Origin of the sequence: Chryseobacterium tructae (assembly GCF_030409875.1) — a bacterium.
Classification (GTDB): domain Bacteria; phylum Bacteroidota; class Bacteroidia; order Flavobacteriales; family Weeksellaceae; genus Chryseobacterium; species Chryseobacterium tructae.
The window spans coordinates 3,751,670-3,770,187 of record NZ_JAUFQR010000001.1 but is presented as its reverse complement, the minus strand read 5'-3'; the positions used below and the strand labels follow the sequence as shown (position 1 = coordinate 3,770,187).

12 protein-coding genes, 5 pseudogenes and 1 riboswitch are annotated in these 18,518 nt (G+C 36.8%); of the genes and pseudogenes, 9 read left to right on the top strand and 8 right to left on the bottom strand.

Annotated elements, in window-relative coordinates:
• Positions 1-46: 46 nt before the first annotated feature.
• A riboswitch (cobalamin riboswitch) is annotated at positions 47-236 on the bottom strand.
• A 255-nt stretch (positions 237-491) separates the two neighbouring features.
• Positions 492-959, top strand: a complete 468-nt coding sequence (locus QWZ06_RS18615) for an esterase-like activity of phytase family protein (RefSeq protein WP_290300315.1) — start codon at positions 492-494, stop codon at positions 957-959.
• Positions 935-1,759 (top strand): esterase-like activity of phytase family protein, encoded by an 825-nt coding sequence (locus QWZ06_RS18610; protein ID WP_290300313.1) that lies wholly within the window; start codon positions 935-937, stop codon positions 1,757-1,759. Before QWZ06_RS18615 ends, QWZ06_RS18610 begins: the two co-directional genes overlap by 25 nt.
• Before the next feature lie 382 nt (positions 1,760-2,141).
• Here QWZ06_RS18610 and tpiA read toward each other — a convergent pair whose 3' ends face one another.
• From tpiA to QWZ06_RS18580, 6 genes and pseudogenes are all read right to left on the bottom strand, one after another.
• Positions 2,142-2,900, bottom strand: a complete 759-nt coding sequence (tpiA, locus tag QWZ06_RS18605; protein WP_290300311.1) for a triose-phosphate isomerase — start codon at positions 2,898-2,900, stop codon at positions 2,142-2,144.
• A 138-nt stretch (positions 2,901-3,038) separates the two neighbouring features.
• The gene (locus tag QWZ06_RS18600) at positions 3,039-3,416 is read right to left on the bottom strand and encodes a GxxExxY protein (protein ID WP_290300310.1); all 378 of its coding nucleotides are present in this window, start codon (positions 3,414-3,416) and stop codon (positions 3,039-3,041) included.
• 39 nt (positions 3,417-3,455) lie between these two features.
• Positions 3,456-5,582 (bottom strand): S9 family peptidase, encoded by a 2,127-nt coding sequence (locus tag QWZ06_RS18595; RefSeq protein ID WP_290300308.1) that lies wholly within the window; start codon positions 5,580-5,582, stop codon positions 3,456-3,458.
• 22 nt (positions 5,583-5,604) lie between these two features.
• Positions 5,605-5,955 (bottom strand): TerB family tellurite resistance protein, encoded by a 351-nt coding sequence (locus QWZ06_RS18590; RefSeq protein WP_160136716.1) that lies wholly within the window; start codon positions 5,953-5,955, stop codon positions 5,605-5,607.
• Positions 5,956-6,041: 86 nt separating this feature from the next.
• A pseudogene (locus tag QWZ06_RS18585) lies at positions 6,042-7,150 on the bottom strand (BT_3928 family protein).
• Between the two features lies 1 nt (position 7,151).
• Positions 7,152-7,718: a DUF1599 domain-containing protein gene (locus QWZ06_RS18580; RefSeq protein ID WP_290300306.1), complete on the bottom strand. Its 567-nt coding sequence runs from the start codon at positions 7,716-7,718 to the stop codon at positions 7,152-7,154.
• A 341-nt stretch (positions 7,719-8,059) separates the two neighbouring features.
• Between QWZ06_RS18580 and folP the strand changes: the two are divergent.
• From folP to ilvA, 7 genes and pseudogenes are all read left to right on the top strand, one after another.
• Positions 8,060-8,925, top strand: a pseudogene (gene folP, locus QWZ06_RS18575) (dihydropteroate synthase).
• A 364-nt stretch (positions 8,926-9,289) separates the two neighbouring features.
• The gene (gene ilvE / locus QWZ06_RS18570; RefSeq protein WP_290300305.1) at positions 9,290-10,162 is read left to right on the top strand and encodes a branched-chain-amino-acid transaminase; all 873 of its coding nucleotides are present in this window, start codon (positions 9,290-9,292) and stop codon (positions 10,160-10,162) included.
• A 178-nt stretch (positions 10,163-10,340) separates the two neighbouring features.
• Positions 10,341-12,016: pseudogene (gene ilvD, locus QWZ06_RS27970) on the top strand (dihydroxy-acid dehydratase).
• Positions 12,017-12,028: 12 nt separating this feature from the next.
• A pseudogene (gene ilvB, locus QWZ06_RS27965) lies at positions 12,029-13,747 on the top strand (biosynthetic-type acetolactate synthase large subunit).
• 15 nt (positions 13,748-13,762) lie between these two features.
• Positions 13,763-14,044, top strand: a complete 282-nt coding sequence (locus tag QWZ06_RS18560; RefSeq protein WP_160136722.1) for an ACT domain-containing protein — start codon at positions 13,763-13,765, stop codon at positions 14,042-14,044.
• A gap of 259 nt (positions 14,045-14,303) precedes the next feature.
• Positions 14,304-15,349: pseudogene (gene ilvC / locus QWZ06_RS18555) on the top strand (ketol-acid reductoisomerase).
• Positions 15,350-15,361: 12 nt separating this feature from the next.
• Positions 15,362-16,624 (top strand): threonine ammonia-lyase IlvA, encoded by a 1,263-nt coding sequence (gene ilvA / locus QWZ06_RS18550; protein ID WP_290300302.1) that lies wholly within the window; start codon positions 15,362-15,364, stop codon positions 16,622-16,624.
• A 143-nt stretch (positions 16,625-16,767) separates the two neighbouring features.
• Here the strand turns inward: ilvA and QWZ06_RS18545 are convergent, their stop codons facing one another.
• A complete protein-coding gene (locus QWZ06_RS18545; protein WP_290300300.1) occupies positions 16,768-18,237 on the bottom strand; it encodes a M20/M25/M40 family metallo-hydrolase in 1,470 nt (489 codons plus the stop codon).
• A gap of 6 nt (positions 18,238-18,243) precedes the next feature.
• Positions 18,244-18,480, bottom strand: a complete 237-nt coding sequence (locus QWZ06_RS18540) for a hypothetical protein (protein ID WP_290300298.1) — start codon at positions 18,478-18,480, stop codon at positions 18,244-18,246.
• Positions 18,481-18,518 lie beyond the last annotated feature (38 nt).

Here is an 18,518-nt window from a genome sequence, read left to right as displayed (position 1 = left end):
ACTTATTGATAGGAAATGAAGACATACGATATGTCCATATCCTAAAACTAAATGTCTATTTAAGGTAGGTCTCCTGGCTCGCATCCTATAGCTAACCTTCCCAGGCAAAGCCCAGTGGTATAATGAAACTATAGGAATAAACAGCTTACAGTTGCGGGTACAGCTCAAGATTTGGATAATATTCTCACTTGATTCCCTATTATGAACAGTGTTCAACCTTAAAGAGGACAAATATATCACATAAATTTTTGATATCTGTTTTGTGAATTATAGATTTGTTTCTAGTCTTTTTGAAAATTAATTGTATTATTTAAAAATGAATTTTATTGATTGATAGGATATTGGGTATAAATATTTACTTTTTTAAGTTAAAATAGTGTTTTTGTTGTTTATATTGAATTCATCTTTAGATTCTATTGTTAAAATACAATTATCATTATATTCAAGATCAGTTTATAATCAATTTATACTTTCGCGCCATAAAAGTTAATATGAAAAAACTACTATTATCTGCTTTGATGATGACTGCATTATGGTCATGCAGCAAAGACGATGACACCAATGTAAATAACCAAGACATTAATTATTCTAAACTTCCACAGGAGTTTCCATTTACGAAATTGGCAACGATAAATGGTGTGGATGTAATTAATGGCGGATTCGGTTCCGGAGCAGCAGCTCATCCTACGAGAAAAGGAGAGTTTTATGTCATTACAGACCGTGGTCCGAATACAGATTATCTGAAAGGGAAAAAGTTTTTAACCCCTGATTTTACTCCTACCATTATGCATTTTAAAATTAATGCAGACGGAAAAATAGAGGTTATCAAGTATATTAAGCTTAAAAATCCAGCAGGAAAACCCATTACAGGGCTTCCAAATCCTGTGGGAATGGGCAGTACAGGTGAAGTAGCATATGATGCAGCAGGAAATGTTTGGGCACAGATAATTATGGTTTAGACAGTGAAAGTATTGTGGCAGCAGCAGATGGGACATTCTGGGTATCCGATGAATACGGTCCGCATATTGTTCATTACAATGCCGATGGAGTAGAGCTTGAAAGAATAAGCCCGATTGGTGTAAATACAGGAAATAGAAAATTACCTGCCGTTTTGGCGAAAAGAAGAGCCAATAGAGGGATGGAAGGACTTTGTATAACTCCGGATGGAAAAACATTAGTAGGAACCATACAATCTATGATGTTTGTTCCTTCAAAAGCTTTGGCAACCAATACAACCTTAACGAGGATCGTTACTTTCGATATCACCACCGGAAAAACAAAGCAATATCTTTATAAACAGGATGGCGGAGCTTCCGACTCAGTTTGTGATATTACAGCATTAGGTAATAATGAATTTCTTGTTATTGAGAGAGACGGTAATTTTGGAACACAAAGTGGAATTAAAAAAGTGTACAGAATTAATCTAGCTGAAGCCACAGATGTAAACGGAACTGATCTTGCAGCTGCAGACGGAATGCTGGTCAATGGAAAAGCTCTGGAACAATGTACATGGGATGAGCTTACCAAGGCAGGGATTAAACCTGTTTCTAAAAAATTAGCAGTAGACCTGGTGGCTAAACTGGGATATGAACATGATAAATTCGAGGGAATTGTTTATTTAGGAAATAATAAACTGGCTGTTTTCAATGATGATGACTTTGGAGTAGTAGATGATGGGAACGGAAATCCTAAAGCAAAAATACTTCCTAAAACCGGGAAGGTAGATAAAGGAACTATGTACGTAGTCGATATTCAATAATTAGATTTTTTTTAAAGGAAAACGGCGGGATTTATTCCGCCGTTTTTTATTGGATATCATTTAAATGGTTCAATAGAAGTATTTTACTCCAAAACTTAAAACGGAAACAGTGGAATTCTTGAGAAATCTAAGCTGTAAAATGGTAAGAAAAGTTGTGTAGAGATTCTTCCTTCGTCAGAAATCGAAGATTCGACGTAGTCAATGACAAACTGTATGTCTTTTGCTCTAAAGTGAATGCTTAAAGAACCTATTCAATAGAAACGGGCTTTAGCCCGTTTAAAAAAATAAAAATATCTTCCATTGGCTTTAGCCAAAACCTATAATAAAATCCCCTGAAAATGACCTTCAGGGGATTTTTGTATGTATATTGTTCTTTTCAATATTAGTTGAAAGCCTCAATAATTTTAGAGAAATCCTCTAATTTTAAAGCAGCACCTCCAATCAAACCACCGTCAATATCCGGTTGAGAGAAAATTTCCTTAGCATTGTCTGGTTTCACAGAACCTCCATAAAGGATAGAAACCTCATCAGCTACTTCTTGCCCGTACTTAGTGGCAATTGTATTTCTGATATGAGCATGAATTTCCTGAGCCTGTTCCGGACTAGCAGTTTCTCCTGTTCCGATAGCCCAAACCGGTTCGTAAGCGATAACCACTTTTTTGATCTCTTCAGCAGAAAGTGTGAAAAGAGCTACTTCAGTTTGGTTTTTAACCACCTCAAGGTGTTGTCCTGCTTTTCTTTGTTCAAGAGTTTCTCCATTGCAATAGATGGGAGTAAGACCTTTATCCAATGCTAATTTTACTTTTCTGTTACAGTGAGAATCTGTTTCACCATGGTACTGTCTTCTTTCAGAGTGTCCGATCAAAGAACCTGTAGCGTCGATAGATTCCAACATATCAGCAGAAATTTCTCCTGTGTATGCTCCGCTTTCGTGCTCACTCATGTCCTGCGAAAATACACCGATCTCATCCTTTTCAAAGATGTCTTTAGCCATCATTAGATACAAAGATGGGGGAGCGATCCAAACCTCACAGTTGGTAGCATTATTGTTTTTATAGCTTAGCAATTGAATCATTAATTGTTGTGCATCAATTACATTTTTGTTCATTTTCCAGTTGCCTGCAACTATTTTTCTTCTCATAAGATTTATATATTGATTTATTTTACTTTTTAATTAAATTCATACTGTGAATCTGCGTTATCTGCAAAATCTGCGTGCATTATTTTTTCTCTCGCAGATTAGTTTGATTTCGCAGATTAATGTAGCCGTAATAGATCTTTACAGATTATTGACCACTCTTTTTATATTATCTAAAATATTGGTTGTATTAAAGTTAATTAATAGTCCCAATTTCTTGTCCGACAATCTCAAATAAGTATATAATTGTTTGTAATAAACATTATCAAGCTCTTTTACAGATTTCAGTTCTAAAATAACTTTATCTTCCACTAGAATGTCAATTTTAAAATTGATATCAAATTTTTTATTGTCATAATAAACAGGAAGTATCACTTCGGATTTAACACTCACTCCATTTTGTTCTAATTCATAGATTAGAATTTTTTGATATACAGATTCAAGTAAACCAGGGCCTAGCTGGTTATAAACATTGAAAACACTCTTTCGTACAATATATGAAATTTCATTTTCTGTCATCAAATATGAATCTGCGTTATCTGCAAATCTGCGAGAGCCTTATTTATTAATTCCTTCCAATTTAAACATGAAAGCATACACCAAAGCAAGATCCTTCAGATAATCAAATCTGCCGGAAGCCCCACCATGACCATATTCCATGTCTGTTTTTAATAGTAAAACGTTTTTATCCGTTTTCATCTCTCTCAGTTTGGCTACCCATTTAGCAGGTTCAAAATACTGTACCTGAGAATCATGAAGACCCGTTGTTACCAATAGATTAGGATAGTTTTTCTTTTCGATATTTTCATATGGTGAATAAGATTTCATATAGAAATAAGCCTCCTTATTGTTAGGATTACCCCATTCATCATACTCATTAGTCGTCAAAGGAATACTCGTATCAAGCATCGTATTGACAACATCTACGAAAGGTACCTGAGAAATAACACCATTCCAAAGATTAGGATTCATATTAACGATAGCTCCCATTAAAAGACCTCCGGCACTTCCTCCCTGAGCATATAAATGTTTAGGAGAGGTATATTTTTCTTTCACGAGATATTCTCCAGAATCGATGAAATCGGTAAACGTGTTTTTCTTTTTCATCATTTTCCCGTCTTCATACCACTGTCTTCCCATTTCCTGACCTCCACGGATGTGAGCAATAGCATAAGCAAAACCTCTGTCTAAAAGGCTAAGTCTGTTGGTGCCAAAGGTAGCATCCATAGAACTTCCGTAAGAACCATAAGCATACAGTAATAACGGACTGTTTCCATCTTTTTTGAATCCTTTTTTGTATACTATTGAAATTGGAATCTTGGTTCCGTCTTTTGCCGTAGCGAAAAGTCTCTCCGTAGTATAGTTTTCTTTATTATAACCACCTAAAACTTCCTGCTGTTTTAGAAGAGTTCTTTTTCCGGTTTTTAAATCCTGTTCATACTGAGAACTTGGAGTAATCATAGACGTATATCCAAAACGGAAATTATCTGTATTATACTCAGGATTTCCTAATGAAAAAACAGTGTAAGCAGGCTCATCAAACTTTAAAAACTCCTGTTTACCAGTTTTTCGGTCATAGATGACCAATTGGGTAAGTCCATTTTGTCTTTCACTAAAAATCAGATAGTTTTTGAAGGCTGTTATACTTTCCAATAACACCTCTGTTCTGTGCGGAACAAAATCTTTCCAATTCTCAACACCTGTTTTGTCTAAAGGCGTTTCTACAACCTTAAAATTAAGAGCGTCTTTATTGGTTTTGATCAGGAATTTATCTTCTAGAGGAGTCACAGTATACAGAATGTTCTTCATTCTTAGCTGGAAAATCTTGAAATCTCCGTCTGGGCGGTCTGCATCCAGATATCTTGTTTCGGAAGAAGTAGTGGCTCCTGAATAGATCAGAATAAATTTCTCATTCTTAGATTTGTATACAGAAATGTAATTGGTTTTGTCTTTTTCTTCATACACAGCGATGTCTTTAGAAGCATCTGTACCCAGAATATGTTTTTTTATTTTTTCGGATAAAAGAGTTTCCGGGTTATTTTCTGTGTAAAAAATCGTTTTATTGTCGTTGGCCCATTCTGATGATCCGGCTGTATTTTTTATCCCCAGATCGGTAATCTTTCCTGTATTGAGATCTTTTAAAAATAAAGAATACTGTCTTCTGGAAACATTATCCACTCCGAAAATCATTTTCGTGTTATCAGGACTGATACTGAATCCTGAAGCAGAATAGTACGAATGACCTTCAGCCTGTTTATCTACATCCAGAAGAAGTTCTTCGGGAGCGGTAAGGCTGTCTTTTTTTCTGCAATATTTAAAATATTGTTTCCCCGCTTCTGTACGGGTATAATAAAAATATCCGTTTTTGAAAACCGGTACAGACTCATCTTTTTCCTTGATTCTGGCTTTCATTTCCTGGAAAAGCTTTTCTCTGAAAGGTTCTGTATCTTTCATCATGCCTGCCCAATAAGTGTTTTCAGCTTTTAAATAATCAACGACTTTGCTAGAATCTTTTCCTTTTTTAAAATAATCAATCATCCAGTAATAAGGATCATTGACCTTATCACCATGGATTTCTCTGATGTGTTCCTGTTTTTCTGCAACAGGCGCTTTTAGATCCGGAAATTTCTGCGATTGAAATGTAGATGCACTCATTACTAATAATCCTAGATAAATTTTTTTCATGATTTTTATTTTGGAAAGAAGCTTATGCCAATCCCCAAAGGTTTTTCAGAAGAATATAGAAAGTATGTTCTTCTTCAGTTACCTTATGATCTGCTTTGATCAGAGATTTAGCAAACTGAGCAAATTTTACACGCTCATCTTCTGTAGAATCATCGTGAAAACATCTTGCATGGAATTCAAAGTGGTCTTTCCATTCTTCAGGCTGTAAAAGAGCAAGGGTTTCCAACTCATTATCAAGGTTCATTCTGAAGGGAAATTCATCTGCCAGATATTGTTGTACCAACATTCCTTCTTCAGGAGCAAATTCTCCGTCTACAGAAGAAAGGATCATTAATAAGTGGTAACCAGCGATAGATTTATTTGATTTTTGCATACGTTTTAAAATTAAGTTTAGTGTTTAAGGTTGTTGATAAGAATATTTAAAGTCTCTTGTCTCAACATCTCTTCTGTTGTTATCTTCTAATTAACATAATCCTTTGCAGGCTGCTTGTCAACTATTTTTCCATTTTGAAGGATCAATACAAATGGATTACTTCTGGCAATGGTTTTGATAGCAGTGCCGTCCATCATTGCATTTTTAATCGTTTTAAAAGTATTTTGATCCGTTGAAACGCCATAGATAAGTGCTCCTTTCTGAGCATTTACTTTAGCTTCTACTTTTTGAATAAGCTCTGCCGAAACCTCTTTCGGATGATAAGAAAATACCAGAATTGCTTTTGGAGCTTTGATGATTTCATCGGTAAGTTCCATTCCTGAAGGATCTTCGATCTTAAATTTTACAATTTCAGATTTATAGCCTTCTTTAATCAATACAGATTCATTTTTTCCTTCTTCAATTTTCCATGGTGAACCTTCTGCCCAGTATTTTGTTTCTTTAATGTAATCGTCCTGATTCACCTTTACAGCTTCACCTGTTTTTTGATTTTTCAGGGAGTAGAAAGTCTTATATTCAGAAGGATTTTTATTGATTTTTTCTTTCTCTCCTTTAATGTCTGTTCCAATTTTATAATCACGGAAATCGATGATCGGTTCATGCATAATTCCTTGAGCCATAATGTAGATCATCACTAGAGAAAAAGCAGCGAAAATATAATATTTGAACTTACCCGTAGATTCTTTTCTGCTGCTGCCATATTCATCCGTTTTACGGAAATCTTTTTTATACAATACAAACAGAATGATAAGGCCTACAAGAAGAGCAACATCTTTAAAGAAACTCTGCCAAGGGGTAAATTTAATAGCGTCTCCAAACATCCACAATCTGTAACTACGTTGAAATACGCAGAATAGAAAGTAAGGAATCCAAAGAATATACAAACAGCTATTAAGGCTGATAAGGTAAATTTAAGCTTCATTTTCAGCAGCAGCATAAATCCAAGGAAAAGCTCCAGTACAACTACGATAATTGAAAACAGCAGGGCAAATTTTTCAAAAAACGGCATATTGAAAACAGCAGGAGAGAAATATTCCTCCATTTTGAAGGAGAATCCTACGAGATCCACAGCTTTTACAAAGCCGGAAAGGATAAAGATGACAGCGATAATAAAGCGTAATAAACCTTTGATCATGTTAAATAGTTTTGGGTTCGAATTGGTTTTTTTGTTCAGAGAATTTAATAAGACAGAAAACAGCATAATTCAGCATGTCGAAATAGTTAGCATCAAGGCCTTCTGATACGATGGTCTTTCCCTGATTGTCTTCAATCTGTTTGGTTCTTAATACTTTTTGATAAATAAGATCTGTAATAGAAGAGATTCTCATATCTCTCCATGCTTCTCCATAATCATGGTTTTTTCTTTCCATTAAAGCCTGCGCTTCATGGGAATATTTATCATACAGACTTAAAATTTCTTCCTTATTTTCGTTAAAATCATTGGAAAGCCCCTTTTCAAGCTGAATAAGTCCAATGATAGAGTAGTTCACAATGGCGATAAATTCATCCTCTTCACTTTCATCCACCATTTTTACATCAGTCATTTGCAACGTACGGATTCTGTTCACTTTGATATAAATCTGATCTGTAATGGAGCTAGGTCTTAAAACCCTCCATGCTGGCCCGTAGTCTTGTAATTTTTTACTGAAAAGATCACGACACTGACTGATAACTTTCTCGAACTGTACTGATGTTTTTGACATAAAATTTCTTAATCTTCCAAATATACGAATTCGGTTTTGTTTATGAAACGAGTCTGAGGGGAATCATGTTTGAAGGTTTTAGGGTAGGAGAGTTTTAGGGTTTGAGAGTAGGAGTGTAAGAGAGTGTGAGGGTATCGAGTGGAAGCAAGTAATTAAGTAGAACTAATTTCTAGGAATCATGTTTGAGAGTTGTAGGTTTTAGAGTAGGAGTGTAAGCGAGCGTGAGAGTGTCAAGTGAAAATAGGTAAAAAGAGATCTAATTTCCGGGCATTAGCTTCCCATTCCAAGCACAAATCACTAATTTTGCAGGAGATAAAATCATTCATCATTTATAAACTCCTATGCTTTCAAACTCTAAAACTCTAAAACTCTCCTACCCTCAAACCCATTCTATCAACTGTAATGGCAGACTGGTGCAGCTGGATACTCCAAAGATCATGGGAATCCTGAACCTTACTCCGGATTCGTTTTCAGATGGTGGAAAATTTAATGATGAGAAACTGGCATTAGAGCATACCGAGAAGTTGCTGAAAGAGGGAGCCGAAATTATTGATATCGGGCCACAATCTACACGCCCCAATGCTGAGTTTTTGAGCAGTGCAGAGGAAATTATGAGACTTGGGAACAGCATTTCTCTGATCAAAAAAGAGTTTCCTGAAGTACTTATTTCATTGGATACATTCTACGCTGAAACGGTAAGATTTGGATTCAATGAAGGAGTAGACATCATTAATGATATTTCGGGAGGTCAATATGATGAAAAAATGTTTGATACAGCAGCAGAAACCAGACTTCCATACATTTTGATGCATGTCAATCCTTCGTATGAAACCATGCATGATAAAATTAAATTCGAAGACATCACATTAGAAGTGAATCGATACTTTTCTGAAAAGGCTAATGAATTGTTGCAAAAAGGGGTAAAAGATATCATTTTAGATCCTGGTTTTGGCTTTGGGAAAGCCGTAGAAGATCAGATGAAAATGATCAATGAGGTTGAATATCTTGGATTTGGAAATTTCCTTTACTGATCGGTATTTCCAGGAAGTCATTTATTTATAAACCGTTGGGGAAATCACCTCTGGATATCAATGAGGAAACGCAGAAATTGCACATGAAAGTATTGGAACAAGGTGCTAAAATTTTGAGAGTTCACGATGTAGCTGAAGCAAAGGAAACCGTCAAGCATTTTTTACGAAAAAAATAAAAAGTGTTAAAAAAACTTGTGGGATTTTAAAAAGTTTATACATTTGCATTATGAATTTTACGAATCAGAAAAATATTATTGTCATTTCTATTGCAACTGTTGTCATTTACAACAGTCAGGAAACGGCATTTTAAAATAGATTTTAATTTAAATTATATATAAGCCGTTTCATTTTGAAGCGGCTTTTTTTGTTTTAATTTTTAAAGTACAAGTATGTATCCATTATTCGCAGTAATTATTATCGTCATTATTATTCCCTTACGTGTGTGAGACGGAAGATGTATGACTGTACATATATTGAGCCCTCTCACACTGTGAGAGGGCTTTTTTTATTCCCATTTGTTAAATTTTAACCCCCTATAACATGTATTACAACGACGACACGATCATCTATTTTAATGGAAATTTTATGAAGGCCAAAGAAGCCGGAACCAATCTTTACGGGCAATCGCTTCACTATGGATATTCAGTTTTTGAAGGTATCAAATCCTACAGTACTGCCCATGGTACCAGAATCTTTAAAGCGAAAGAGCATTATGAAAGATTACAAAGATCCGCAGAACTGATGCATATCCCTTTTGATTATTCAGCAGATCAGCTTACGGAACTTACCTATGAACTTTTGGAGCTTAACGGTTTTACTGATGCGTATATCAGGCCTTTGGTAACCTGCTCGCCCAATATGTCGCTTTCAAAAGGTAAAGAATCTTACCTGTCTTTATTAGCCTGGGAATGGAGCAATGGCTATCTGGCAGATAAAATGAAGATCATGACTTCGGAATTTCAGCGTCCTAATCCGAAAGCTTTTAAGGTCGAAGCAAAAGTAGGCGGCCACTATGTGAACTCTATTTTAGCTTGTCAGGATGCAAAAGACAAAGGATATGATGAAGCTCTGGTATTGGATGAGAATGGACATGTGGCAGAAAGTTCAGGCGCTAATGTTTTTTATGAAAAAGACGGGACATTATTTACTCCTGCAAAAGGAAGCATTCTTCCCGGTATCACAAGGCAGACGGTTTTTGAAATATGCAATGAACTGAATATTCCTGTTAAAGAAACCCTTTTTAAACCAGAAGAAATGAGAGGGGCAGATGCCGGATTTTTCTGTGGTACAGCAGCTGAAATTGTAGCCTTGGATTCTTTGGATGATGTTCCTTTCACAAAAAAATGGGAAGACACCGCCAGTGAGAAGGTTCAACAGGCTTATTTGAAATTGGTGAGAGTTTTGTCATTGTAAATTACAGGTGTTTATTTTATTGATAATCAGTGGTTTAAAAATGAATTCCAAATAGTTGAGTATTGTAGTTTTCAGAAAAGTTGAAAATGAAAAAATATTACAAGCTGTAGTTTTGGATCAAAATTAAGTAAAAAATAGTCTTTTAAAGAGACAGAAAGAATAGTAAATGCGGGATAATATGTTAAATAAATATTCAAAAACATTCACACAGAACAGCGAACAGCCAGCAGCAAAAGCAATGCTATATGGAATAGGTTTTACAGAAGATGATATGCACAAGGCACAAATCGGAATTGCAAGTATGGGATATGATGGAAATACCTGTAACATGCACCTGAATGATTTGGCTAAAGTCGTTAAAAAGGGAACCTGGGATCATGGATTGGCAGGATTGATCTTTAACACAATTGGAGTAAGTGATGGGATGAGTAACGGTACAGACGGAATGCGTTATTCACTGGTCAGCCGGGATGTGATTGCAGACAGCATTGAAGCCATTTGTGGAGCTCAATATTACGACGGACTTATTGCTTTACCAGGTTGTGATAAAAACATGCCGGGAACGATCATCGCAATGGGAAGATTAAATAGACCTTCGCTGATGGTATATGGAGGAACGATTGCTCCGGGATGTTATAAAGGGGAAACCCTGAATATCGTCTCTGCCTTTGAAGCGTTGGGAAAGAAAATAGCAGGTGAGATCTCAGAGGAAGATTTTGATGGAGTTGTTAAAAATTCCTGTCCTGGTGCTGGTGCATGTGGTGGAATGTATACCGCAAATACAATGGCTTCTGCAATAGAAGCGCTAGGGATGAGCCTTCCTTACTCAGCATCCAATCCGGCTTTAAGTAAAGAAAAACAGAATGAATGCCTGGAAGCAGGCCAATACCTGAAGATTCTTCTGGAAAGAGATATAAAACCTTCAGATATCATGACAAGACATGCTTTTGAAAACGCACTTCGTCTCATTGTGGTTTTAGGAGGAAGTACCAATGCTGTTCTTCATTTTATAGCCATGGCTAAAAGTGTAGGGGTGCCTCTTACTCAGGATGATTTCCAAAAAATGAGTGACTGTACTCCCGTTTTAGCAGATCTCAAACCAAGCGGAAATACCTGATGCAGGACTTACATGAGCACGGAGGGACACCTGCTGTAATGAAATACTTACTGGAAGAAGGCTTGCTACATGGAAATTGTTTGACGGTTACGGGAAAAACATTAGCCGAAAACCTTGAAAAGGTACTAAGCTTGGATTTTGATGCTCAGAAAGTTATTAGACCATTATCGAACCCGGTGAAACCTACCGGTCATTTGAGAATTCTTTATGGAAATCTTGCAGAAAAAGGAAGTGTAGCCAAAATAACGGGAAAAGAAGGAGAAAGATTTGTAGGAAAAGCCCGTGTATTCGATGGCGAAAAGAACCTCATCAAAGGTATTGAAGATGGAACCGTACAGCATGGAGATGTGATTGTGATTCGGAATGAAGGACCAAAAGGAGCTCCCGGAATGCCGGAAATGCTGAAACCTACCAGTGCTTTAATCGGAGCCGGATTAGGAAATAGTGTCGCTTTGATTACAGATGGAAGGTTCAGTGGCGGAACTCATGGCTTTGTGGTGGGACATATTACTCCCGAAGCTCATGAAGGTGGTCTGATTGCCTTTGTAGAAAATGATGACCTTATCGAAATAGATGCGGTAAATAATACCATACAGCTTAAGGTCTCAGAGGAAGAAATCAAAAAAAGAAAAGAAGGTTGGCAGAAACCTGCTCTAAAAGTTAAAAAAGGGTTGCTTTATAAATATGCATTAACGGTATCATCTGCTGCTGAAGGCTGTGTAACGGATGAAATTTAAAATCAAAACATCATGAAGAATTTAAATCTTTCAACAGAAAAAGAACTGAGCGGAAGCCGGATTATCCTTGAAGCATTTCTTCAGGAGGGTGTGAAAACGGTTTCGGGTATCCCGGAGGTGCTATTATCCCTATTTATGATGCGCTTTATGATTATAAAGAACAGTTGGAGCATATCCTGGTCCGTCATGAGCAGGCTGCTGTACATGCAGCACAAGGATTGGCAAGAGTATCCGGTGAAGTAGGTGTAGTGATGGCAACCAGTGGTCCCGGAGCAACTAATCTGGTGACAGGACTAGCAGATGCATTGTTAGATAATACGCCAATTGTATGCATCACAGGGCAGGTATTTGAACACCTTCTGGGAACAGACGCTTTTCAGGAAATTGATGTGATGAATATTACGAGTCCGGTTACCAAATGGAATTATCAGGTAACAGATGCCAATGAACTTCCCGAAGTGTTAGCCAAAGCATTTTATATTGCTAAATCAGGACGTCCGGGGCCGGTTCTTATTGATATTACGAAAAATGCGCAACTGCAAAAAGTATCATATGAAGGGTATACACCTTGTCATTCTCTGAGAAGTTATAGACCTGATCCTGTTCCCTCTATGGAAGCTATGGAGAGAGCTGCAGAATTGATCAATAATGCAGAACGCCCCTTCATTATTGCTGGACAGGGAATCATGTTGGGGAAAGCAGAAGTGGAATTTATAGAATTTGCAGAAATCAGGAATTCCGGTAGCATGGACTGCTCTTGGAATGGGAGCACTTCCTACAGATCATCCACAAGCAGTAGGAATGGTAGGAATGCACGGAAATTATGGCCCCAATATCCTTACCAACCAATGTGATACTCTGATTGCAATAGGCATGCGCTTCGATGACCGTGTGACCGGAAGACTGGATCAATATGCCAAACAGGCAAAGATCATTCATCTGGATATTGACAAAGCAGAAATCAATAAAAATGTAAAAGTAGATGTTCCGGTTCTGGGAAACTGTAAGGAAACTTTACCAATTCTTACAAAACAGATTAACAATAAAGAACATTCGGAATGGCATCAAAGATTCAAAGATTGCCTGGAGACAGAAAATATTAATCTTATTAATGAGGAATTATATCCGGAGGAAGGAGAAATCACTATGGGAGAAGTGATCAGACATCTTAATGAAAGAACTATGGGGAAAGCTGTTATTGTAACAGATGTGGGACAACATCAGATGATAACCTGCCGATATTCAAAATTTAAACATCCTCGAACCAATATTACCAGTGGTGGATTGGGTACCATGGGGTTTTGCCTTCCTGCAGCAATAGGAGCAGCATATGGAGAAACTGGGTTTCCAATTATAGCAGTGATGGGAGATGGAGGGGCTCAAATGAATATTCAGGAGCTAGGTACCATCATGCAATATCATCCTGAAGTTAAAATTTTAATTCTGAATAATAGCTATCTGGGAATGGTAAGACAGTGGCAGGAATTGTTTCATGAGGAACGTTATTCTTCTGTAGATATTCAGAGTCCGGAATTTGTACAGGTAGCAAAAGGATATCATATTCCCGGAAGAAAAATAACCCAAAGAGAAGATATTAAAGAAGCTATTGATGAAATGCTTACCCATCAAGGAGCCTTTTTGCTGGAGGTAATGACTGGGAAAAAACATAATGTATTTCCAATGATTCCACAAGGGAAAAGTGTTTCAGAGATTGTATTGAATCAACAATAAATTAAATATAAAAATATGAAAAAAGAACATAAAGAATATACGATAACAGCTTATACAGAAGACTGTTTAGGATTGATCAGCAGGATCAATGCTATTTTTTCGAGAAGAAGAATTTCCATGGTCAATTTTAATATGGGACCCGCTGAGATGGAAAATATCAGAAAGTTTGTGATTACCATTAGAGAAACAGAAGAATCTGTACAAAAAATCACCAGACAAATGGAAAAACAAGTGGATATATTGGAGGTTCATTATCACAAAAACCCATATTTCACGGCAATAGAATATGCTAGCTGAATATAACAATACAAGACGTTATATGAAACGGTGAAAATAACACTTAAGATATTTTTAAGTGACAGATCTGATGCATATCAAGTACACTAAAGTTCTTTGAAGATCTTTGATTTTCATCTTATGTGAACTTTTTTATTGGCATTATCTGAACTTACTAAAGTGAACTTAAATGTTACAATACAATCTTTTTTGATTTTAGCATAAGAGAAATCAGTTTTTATTAATCAATATCATAAATAACAAAATTAAATTACAGAAAATGGCAAAATTAAATTTCGGAGGAGTAGAGGAAAACGTAGTAACAAGAGAAGAATTTCCATTACAAAAGGCACAGGAAGTATTAAAGGATGAAGTAGTAGCTGTAATCGGCTATGGAGTACAGGGGCCTGGGCAGGCACTTAACCAGAGAGACAACGGAATTAATGTAATTGTAGGGCAGAGAAAGAATTCTAAATCCTGGGATAAGGCAGTTGCTGACGGATTTGTACCAGGAGAAACTTTATTTGAAATAGAGGAAGCCTTAGAAAAAGGTACTATTATCTGTTACCTTCTGAGTGATGCTGCACAAATTGAATATTGGCCAAAGGTAAAACAACATCTTACACCAGGAAAAGCATTGTATTTTTCTCATGGATTCGGGATTACCTTTAATGAACGTACAGGAATTGTTCCTCCGACAGATGTAGATGTTTTTTTGGTAGCTCCTAAAGGATCAGGAACTTCGTTGAGAAGAATGTTCCTTCAGGATAGAGGATTAAATAGCAGCTTTGCCGTTTATCAGGATGCAACAGGAAAAGCGAGAGATAGAGTAGCTGCTCTTGGTATTGCGATAGGAAGTGGATATTTATTCGAGACAGACTTTAAAAAGAAGTATACAGTGACCTTGCAGGGGAGAGAGGGACATTAATGGGTGCTGTACAGGGAATATTTGCTGCACAATACGATGTATTAAGGAAAAATGGACACAGCCCTTCTGAAGCATTTAATGAAACGGTAGAAGAACTTACCCAATCATTGATGCCATTGGTTGCAGAAAACGGAATGGATTGGATGTATGCTAATTGTAGTACCACGGCTCAAAGAGGTGCATTGGACTGGTGGAAACGTTTTAGAGATGCAACTTCTCCTTTATTTGAAGAATTGTATGATAATGTTGCAGCAGGAAATGAAGCGCAAAGATCTATTGACAGCAACAGTAAGCCTGATTACAGAGAAAAATTAGAAGTAGAGTTAACAGAGTTAAGAGAAAGCGAAATGTGGCAAGCAGGAAAAACTGTACGCAGCCTGAGACCTGAGAATAATTAATACAAACAAAAAATGAGGACGGGAGAAACCTACTTATCCATGTTGGATAACGTTTACAAAGCGGCAGAAAGACTTGAAAGTGTATGCGTCAGAACCCCTTTAGCTGTTAATAACAACTTGTCTAGGGTTTATCATGCGAAAATACACTTTAAAAGAGAAGATCTTCAACGAGTAAGGTCTTACAAAATCAGAGGGGCATACAATAAAATGGCAACAATGTCTAATGAAGAATTGTCCAAAGGAATTGTTTGTGCCAGCGCAGGAAATCATGCCCAGGGAGTTGCTTTTGCCTGTAACAGGATGAAAGTGAAAGGAACTATTTTTATGCCTTTACCAACACCGGGACAAAAGCTGGAGCAGGTAAAAATGTTTGGTGGTGATTATATTGATGTTGCTTTATGGGGTGATACCTTCGATGAGGCAAAAGAGGCAGCGATGAGGTTTTGCAATGAGCACGAAGGAATATTCATTCACCCCTTTGATGATCCTGCGATTATTGAAGGTCAGGCCACAACGGCATTGGAAATCCTTGAACAGAGTGACGAACCTATTGATTATCTCTTTGTACCGATTGGCGGTGGAGGACTGGCAGCCGGGATTTGTTCTGTCTTTAAGGAATTATCTCCTCAAACAAAAATCATTGGAGTAGAACCTTCGGCTGCAGCAAGTATGAAAAAAGCGCTGGAAGAAGGACAGCCTGTACATATTGAAAAGATTAGCCGCTTTGTAGATGGTGCCGCTGTACAGCAAGTAGGAAATCTTACGTTTCAACTTTGTAAAGACACGCTCTATGATATGGCTACAGTAGAAGAAGGGCTTGTGTGTGAAACGATACTTTCATTATATAATAAAGATGCTATTGTGGTAGAACCGGCAGGAGCTCTTTCAGTAGCTGCATTGGAAAAATACAAAGATCAGATACAGGGAAAAAATGTAGTCTGTATCATCAGTGGAAGCAATAATGATATCACACGAATGGAAGAGATCAAAGAAAAAGCTTTACTGCATGCTAACTTAAAGCATTATTTTCTGGTGAGGTTTCCACAACGCCCCGGAGCTTTGAAAACCTTTGTGATGGATGTGCTCGGACCTACTGATGATATTACCTTTTTTGAATATACCCAGAAGAATTCAAAAGAAAAGGGGATCGCAGTAGTAGGAATTGCACTGAAACAAAAAGAAGATTTCACTCCACTAATGGATAATATGAAAAAGCAGGATTTCTTTGTGAATTATCTCAATAATGATCCGTCTTTAATGAATCTGCTGATTTAACAGATCTAAGATGGTGTTAAAATTCCGTTATATTTTTATTAGCCACGGGTGCACGAATAAAATCATTCGTGCATTCGTGGCATTATTTTATCAGATTATCACAAGAAAACTCCGGCTCCCTTCAGGGAGCCGGAGTTGGTCATTTATCTTTCAAGAGTAAAATTTGAAATCACTTTCGGACGTTCTGCCTCATTGGCTACTTTCCAGGATGTTCTGTACATCCATTCTGTCATTTTATATAACTTCTTGTAGTTGATGTTTTCAGATTCATCTTGTGGAGTGTGGTATTGATCATGCAGTACACTGGTGAAAAATACAGCCGGAATTCCGATTTTAGCATAAGGAAGATGATCACTTCTGAAATAAAAATACTCAGCATGATTGGGGGAATCCCAATCTTTTAAATACTTGAATTTTGTACTTTCATTATTGGCCTCTTCAGCCATTTTTACAAGTTCTTCAGAGTTTTTATGAGGAGCATTTCCTCCTAATAAAGCCGCTTCATTATTATCGTTTCTTCCGATCATATCCCCATTCAGGACTGCTACAATATTCTCTTTTGGAACAACAGGATGAGCAGCATGCCATCTTGAACCAAGCAGTCCTCTTTCTTCTGCACCATGGAATACAAATAAGATACTTCTCTTTCCTGGTTGTTTTTTGTATGCTCTTGCCATGGCCAGCATTGCAACACAGGTACTTGCATTGTCATCAGCACCATTATAGATGGTATCATTTTTTACAGGATGTCTGATGCCGTCGTGATCCTGATGTCCGCTCAACAGAACATATTCTTTTTTAAGAACAGGATCCGTACCTTCTATTTTTCCAATGATATTTACAGAAGGATATTTGTATGTTTCAGTCATTAGATTAAGAGAAAGTTTAGGATTACTTTTTACCCAATTTGCATTTTCCCTTTTAATCCAAAGAACAGGAATATTGTTGGTGATTTTTTCTCTTAAACCTTCTACACCATAGCCGCCTCTGGTCATTTGAGGAAGTACTTCCACCCAACTTTTTTCTGAAATATCATCAGTGATAAAAATGATGGCTTTTGCCCCCAGTTCATTCGCTTTATTGTAGTACTTTGTTCTTACAAATCCGGGATATCTTCTTACAAAAAGAGTCATGTCTTTATCGATGTTCTTGTCAGAAGCATTTACTGCCAGTACTTTTCCTTTAAGGTTCAGTTTAGAGAGATCTTCAGGTTCAGTATTTCCTGCATACACAATTTCTGCATCTACAGAAGCATTTACAGGCTCAGCGACAAGGAAGTCTTTCCATAACTTTAGATTCGTATCACCAATTTTCAGGCTGCTTTGTGGAGTCACCTGATGTCTGTACATCTCAAAAAATTGGAAAAAAGTACCATTGTCTCCTGCAGCTTTCATTCCTGCTTCTTTTGCTTTATCAGCCAGCCACATTGATACTTTTAATTCATCTAAAGTTCCTGCTTCGCGACCCCAGAATTGGTCTGCAGCCAATTCATACATGTCTTTTCTAAGATCAGTTTCTTTAATGGCTGATACCAGTGGTTTTTTATAGCTTTGGGCATTTCCGATACTGAATAAAAGAAGACCCAGTAAAGAAAAAATATAATTCTTATTCATTAGTTTTTAATTTAGACTACCAAGTTTATCAGCAAACTGCTTAGAGAATTCTTTTCTATCTTCTTCCAGTTTCTCGGCATCAGCTGGTAAAATATAATTGAAAAGAATCTTATTCTCGTTATCTAAAAATATAATTTCTTTTTCGTTCCCATCAATCATCTGTGAGAAAATAGCCCACATGGAAGTATCTTTTAATTTTAATAATTCAAAAAAGTCTTCCGCTTTTATTTCTATTCTTTGCATGTTCTTGTATGTATAATAAATATAGGTTTGAGTAATAA

Bases quoted from the DNA above. Each gene is read 5' to 3' on its own strand.
- QWZ06_RS18615 (WP_290300315.1), top strand. From the start codon at position 492: ATGAAAAAACTACTATTATCTGCTTTGATGATGACTGCATTATGGTCA.
- tpiA (WP_290300311.1), bottom strand. From the start codon at position 2,900: ATGAGAAGAAAAATAGTTGCAGGCAACTGGAAAATGAACAAAAATGTA.
- QWZ06_RS18600 (WP_290300310.1), bottom strand. From the start codon at position 3,416: ATGACAGAAAATGAAATTTCATATATTGTACGAAAGAGTGTTTTCAAT.
- QWZ06_RS18595 (WP_290300308.1), bottom strand. From the start codon at position 5,582: ATGAAAAAAATTTATCTAGGATTATTAGTAATGAGTGCATCTACATTT.
- QWZ06_RS18590 (WP_160136716.1), bottom strand. From the start codon at position 5,955: ATGCAAAAATCAAATAAATCTATCGCTGGTTACCACTTATTAATGATC.
- QWZ06_RS18580 (WP_290300306.1), bottom strand. From the start codon at position 7,718: ATGTCAAAAACATCAGTACAGTTCGAGAAAGTTATCAGTCAGTGTCGT.
- ilvE (WP_290300305.1), top strand. From the start codon at position 9,290: ATGTATTACAACGACGACACGATCATCTATTTTAATGGAAATTTTATG.
- QWZ06_RS18560 (WP_160136722.1), top strand. From the start codon at position 13,763: ATGAAAAAAGAACATAAAGAATATACGATAACAGCTTATACAGAAGAC.
- ilvA (WP_290300302.1), top strand. From the start codon at position 15,362: ATGAGGACGGGAGAAACCTACTTATCCATGTTGGATAACGTTTACAAA.
- QWZ06_RS18545 (WP_290300300.1), bottom strand. From the start codon at position 18,237: ATGAATAAGAATTATATTTTTTCTTTACTGGGTCTTCTTTTATTCAGT.
- QWZ06_RS18540 (WP_290300298.1), bottom strand. From the start codon at position 18,480: ATGCAAAGAATAGAAATAAAAGCGGAAGACTTTTTTGAATTATTAAAA.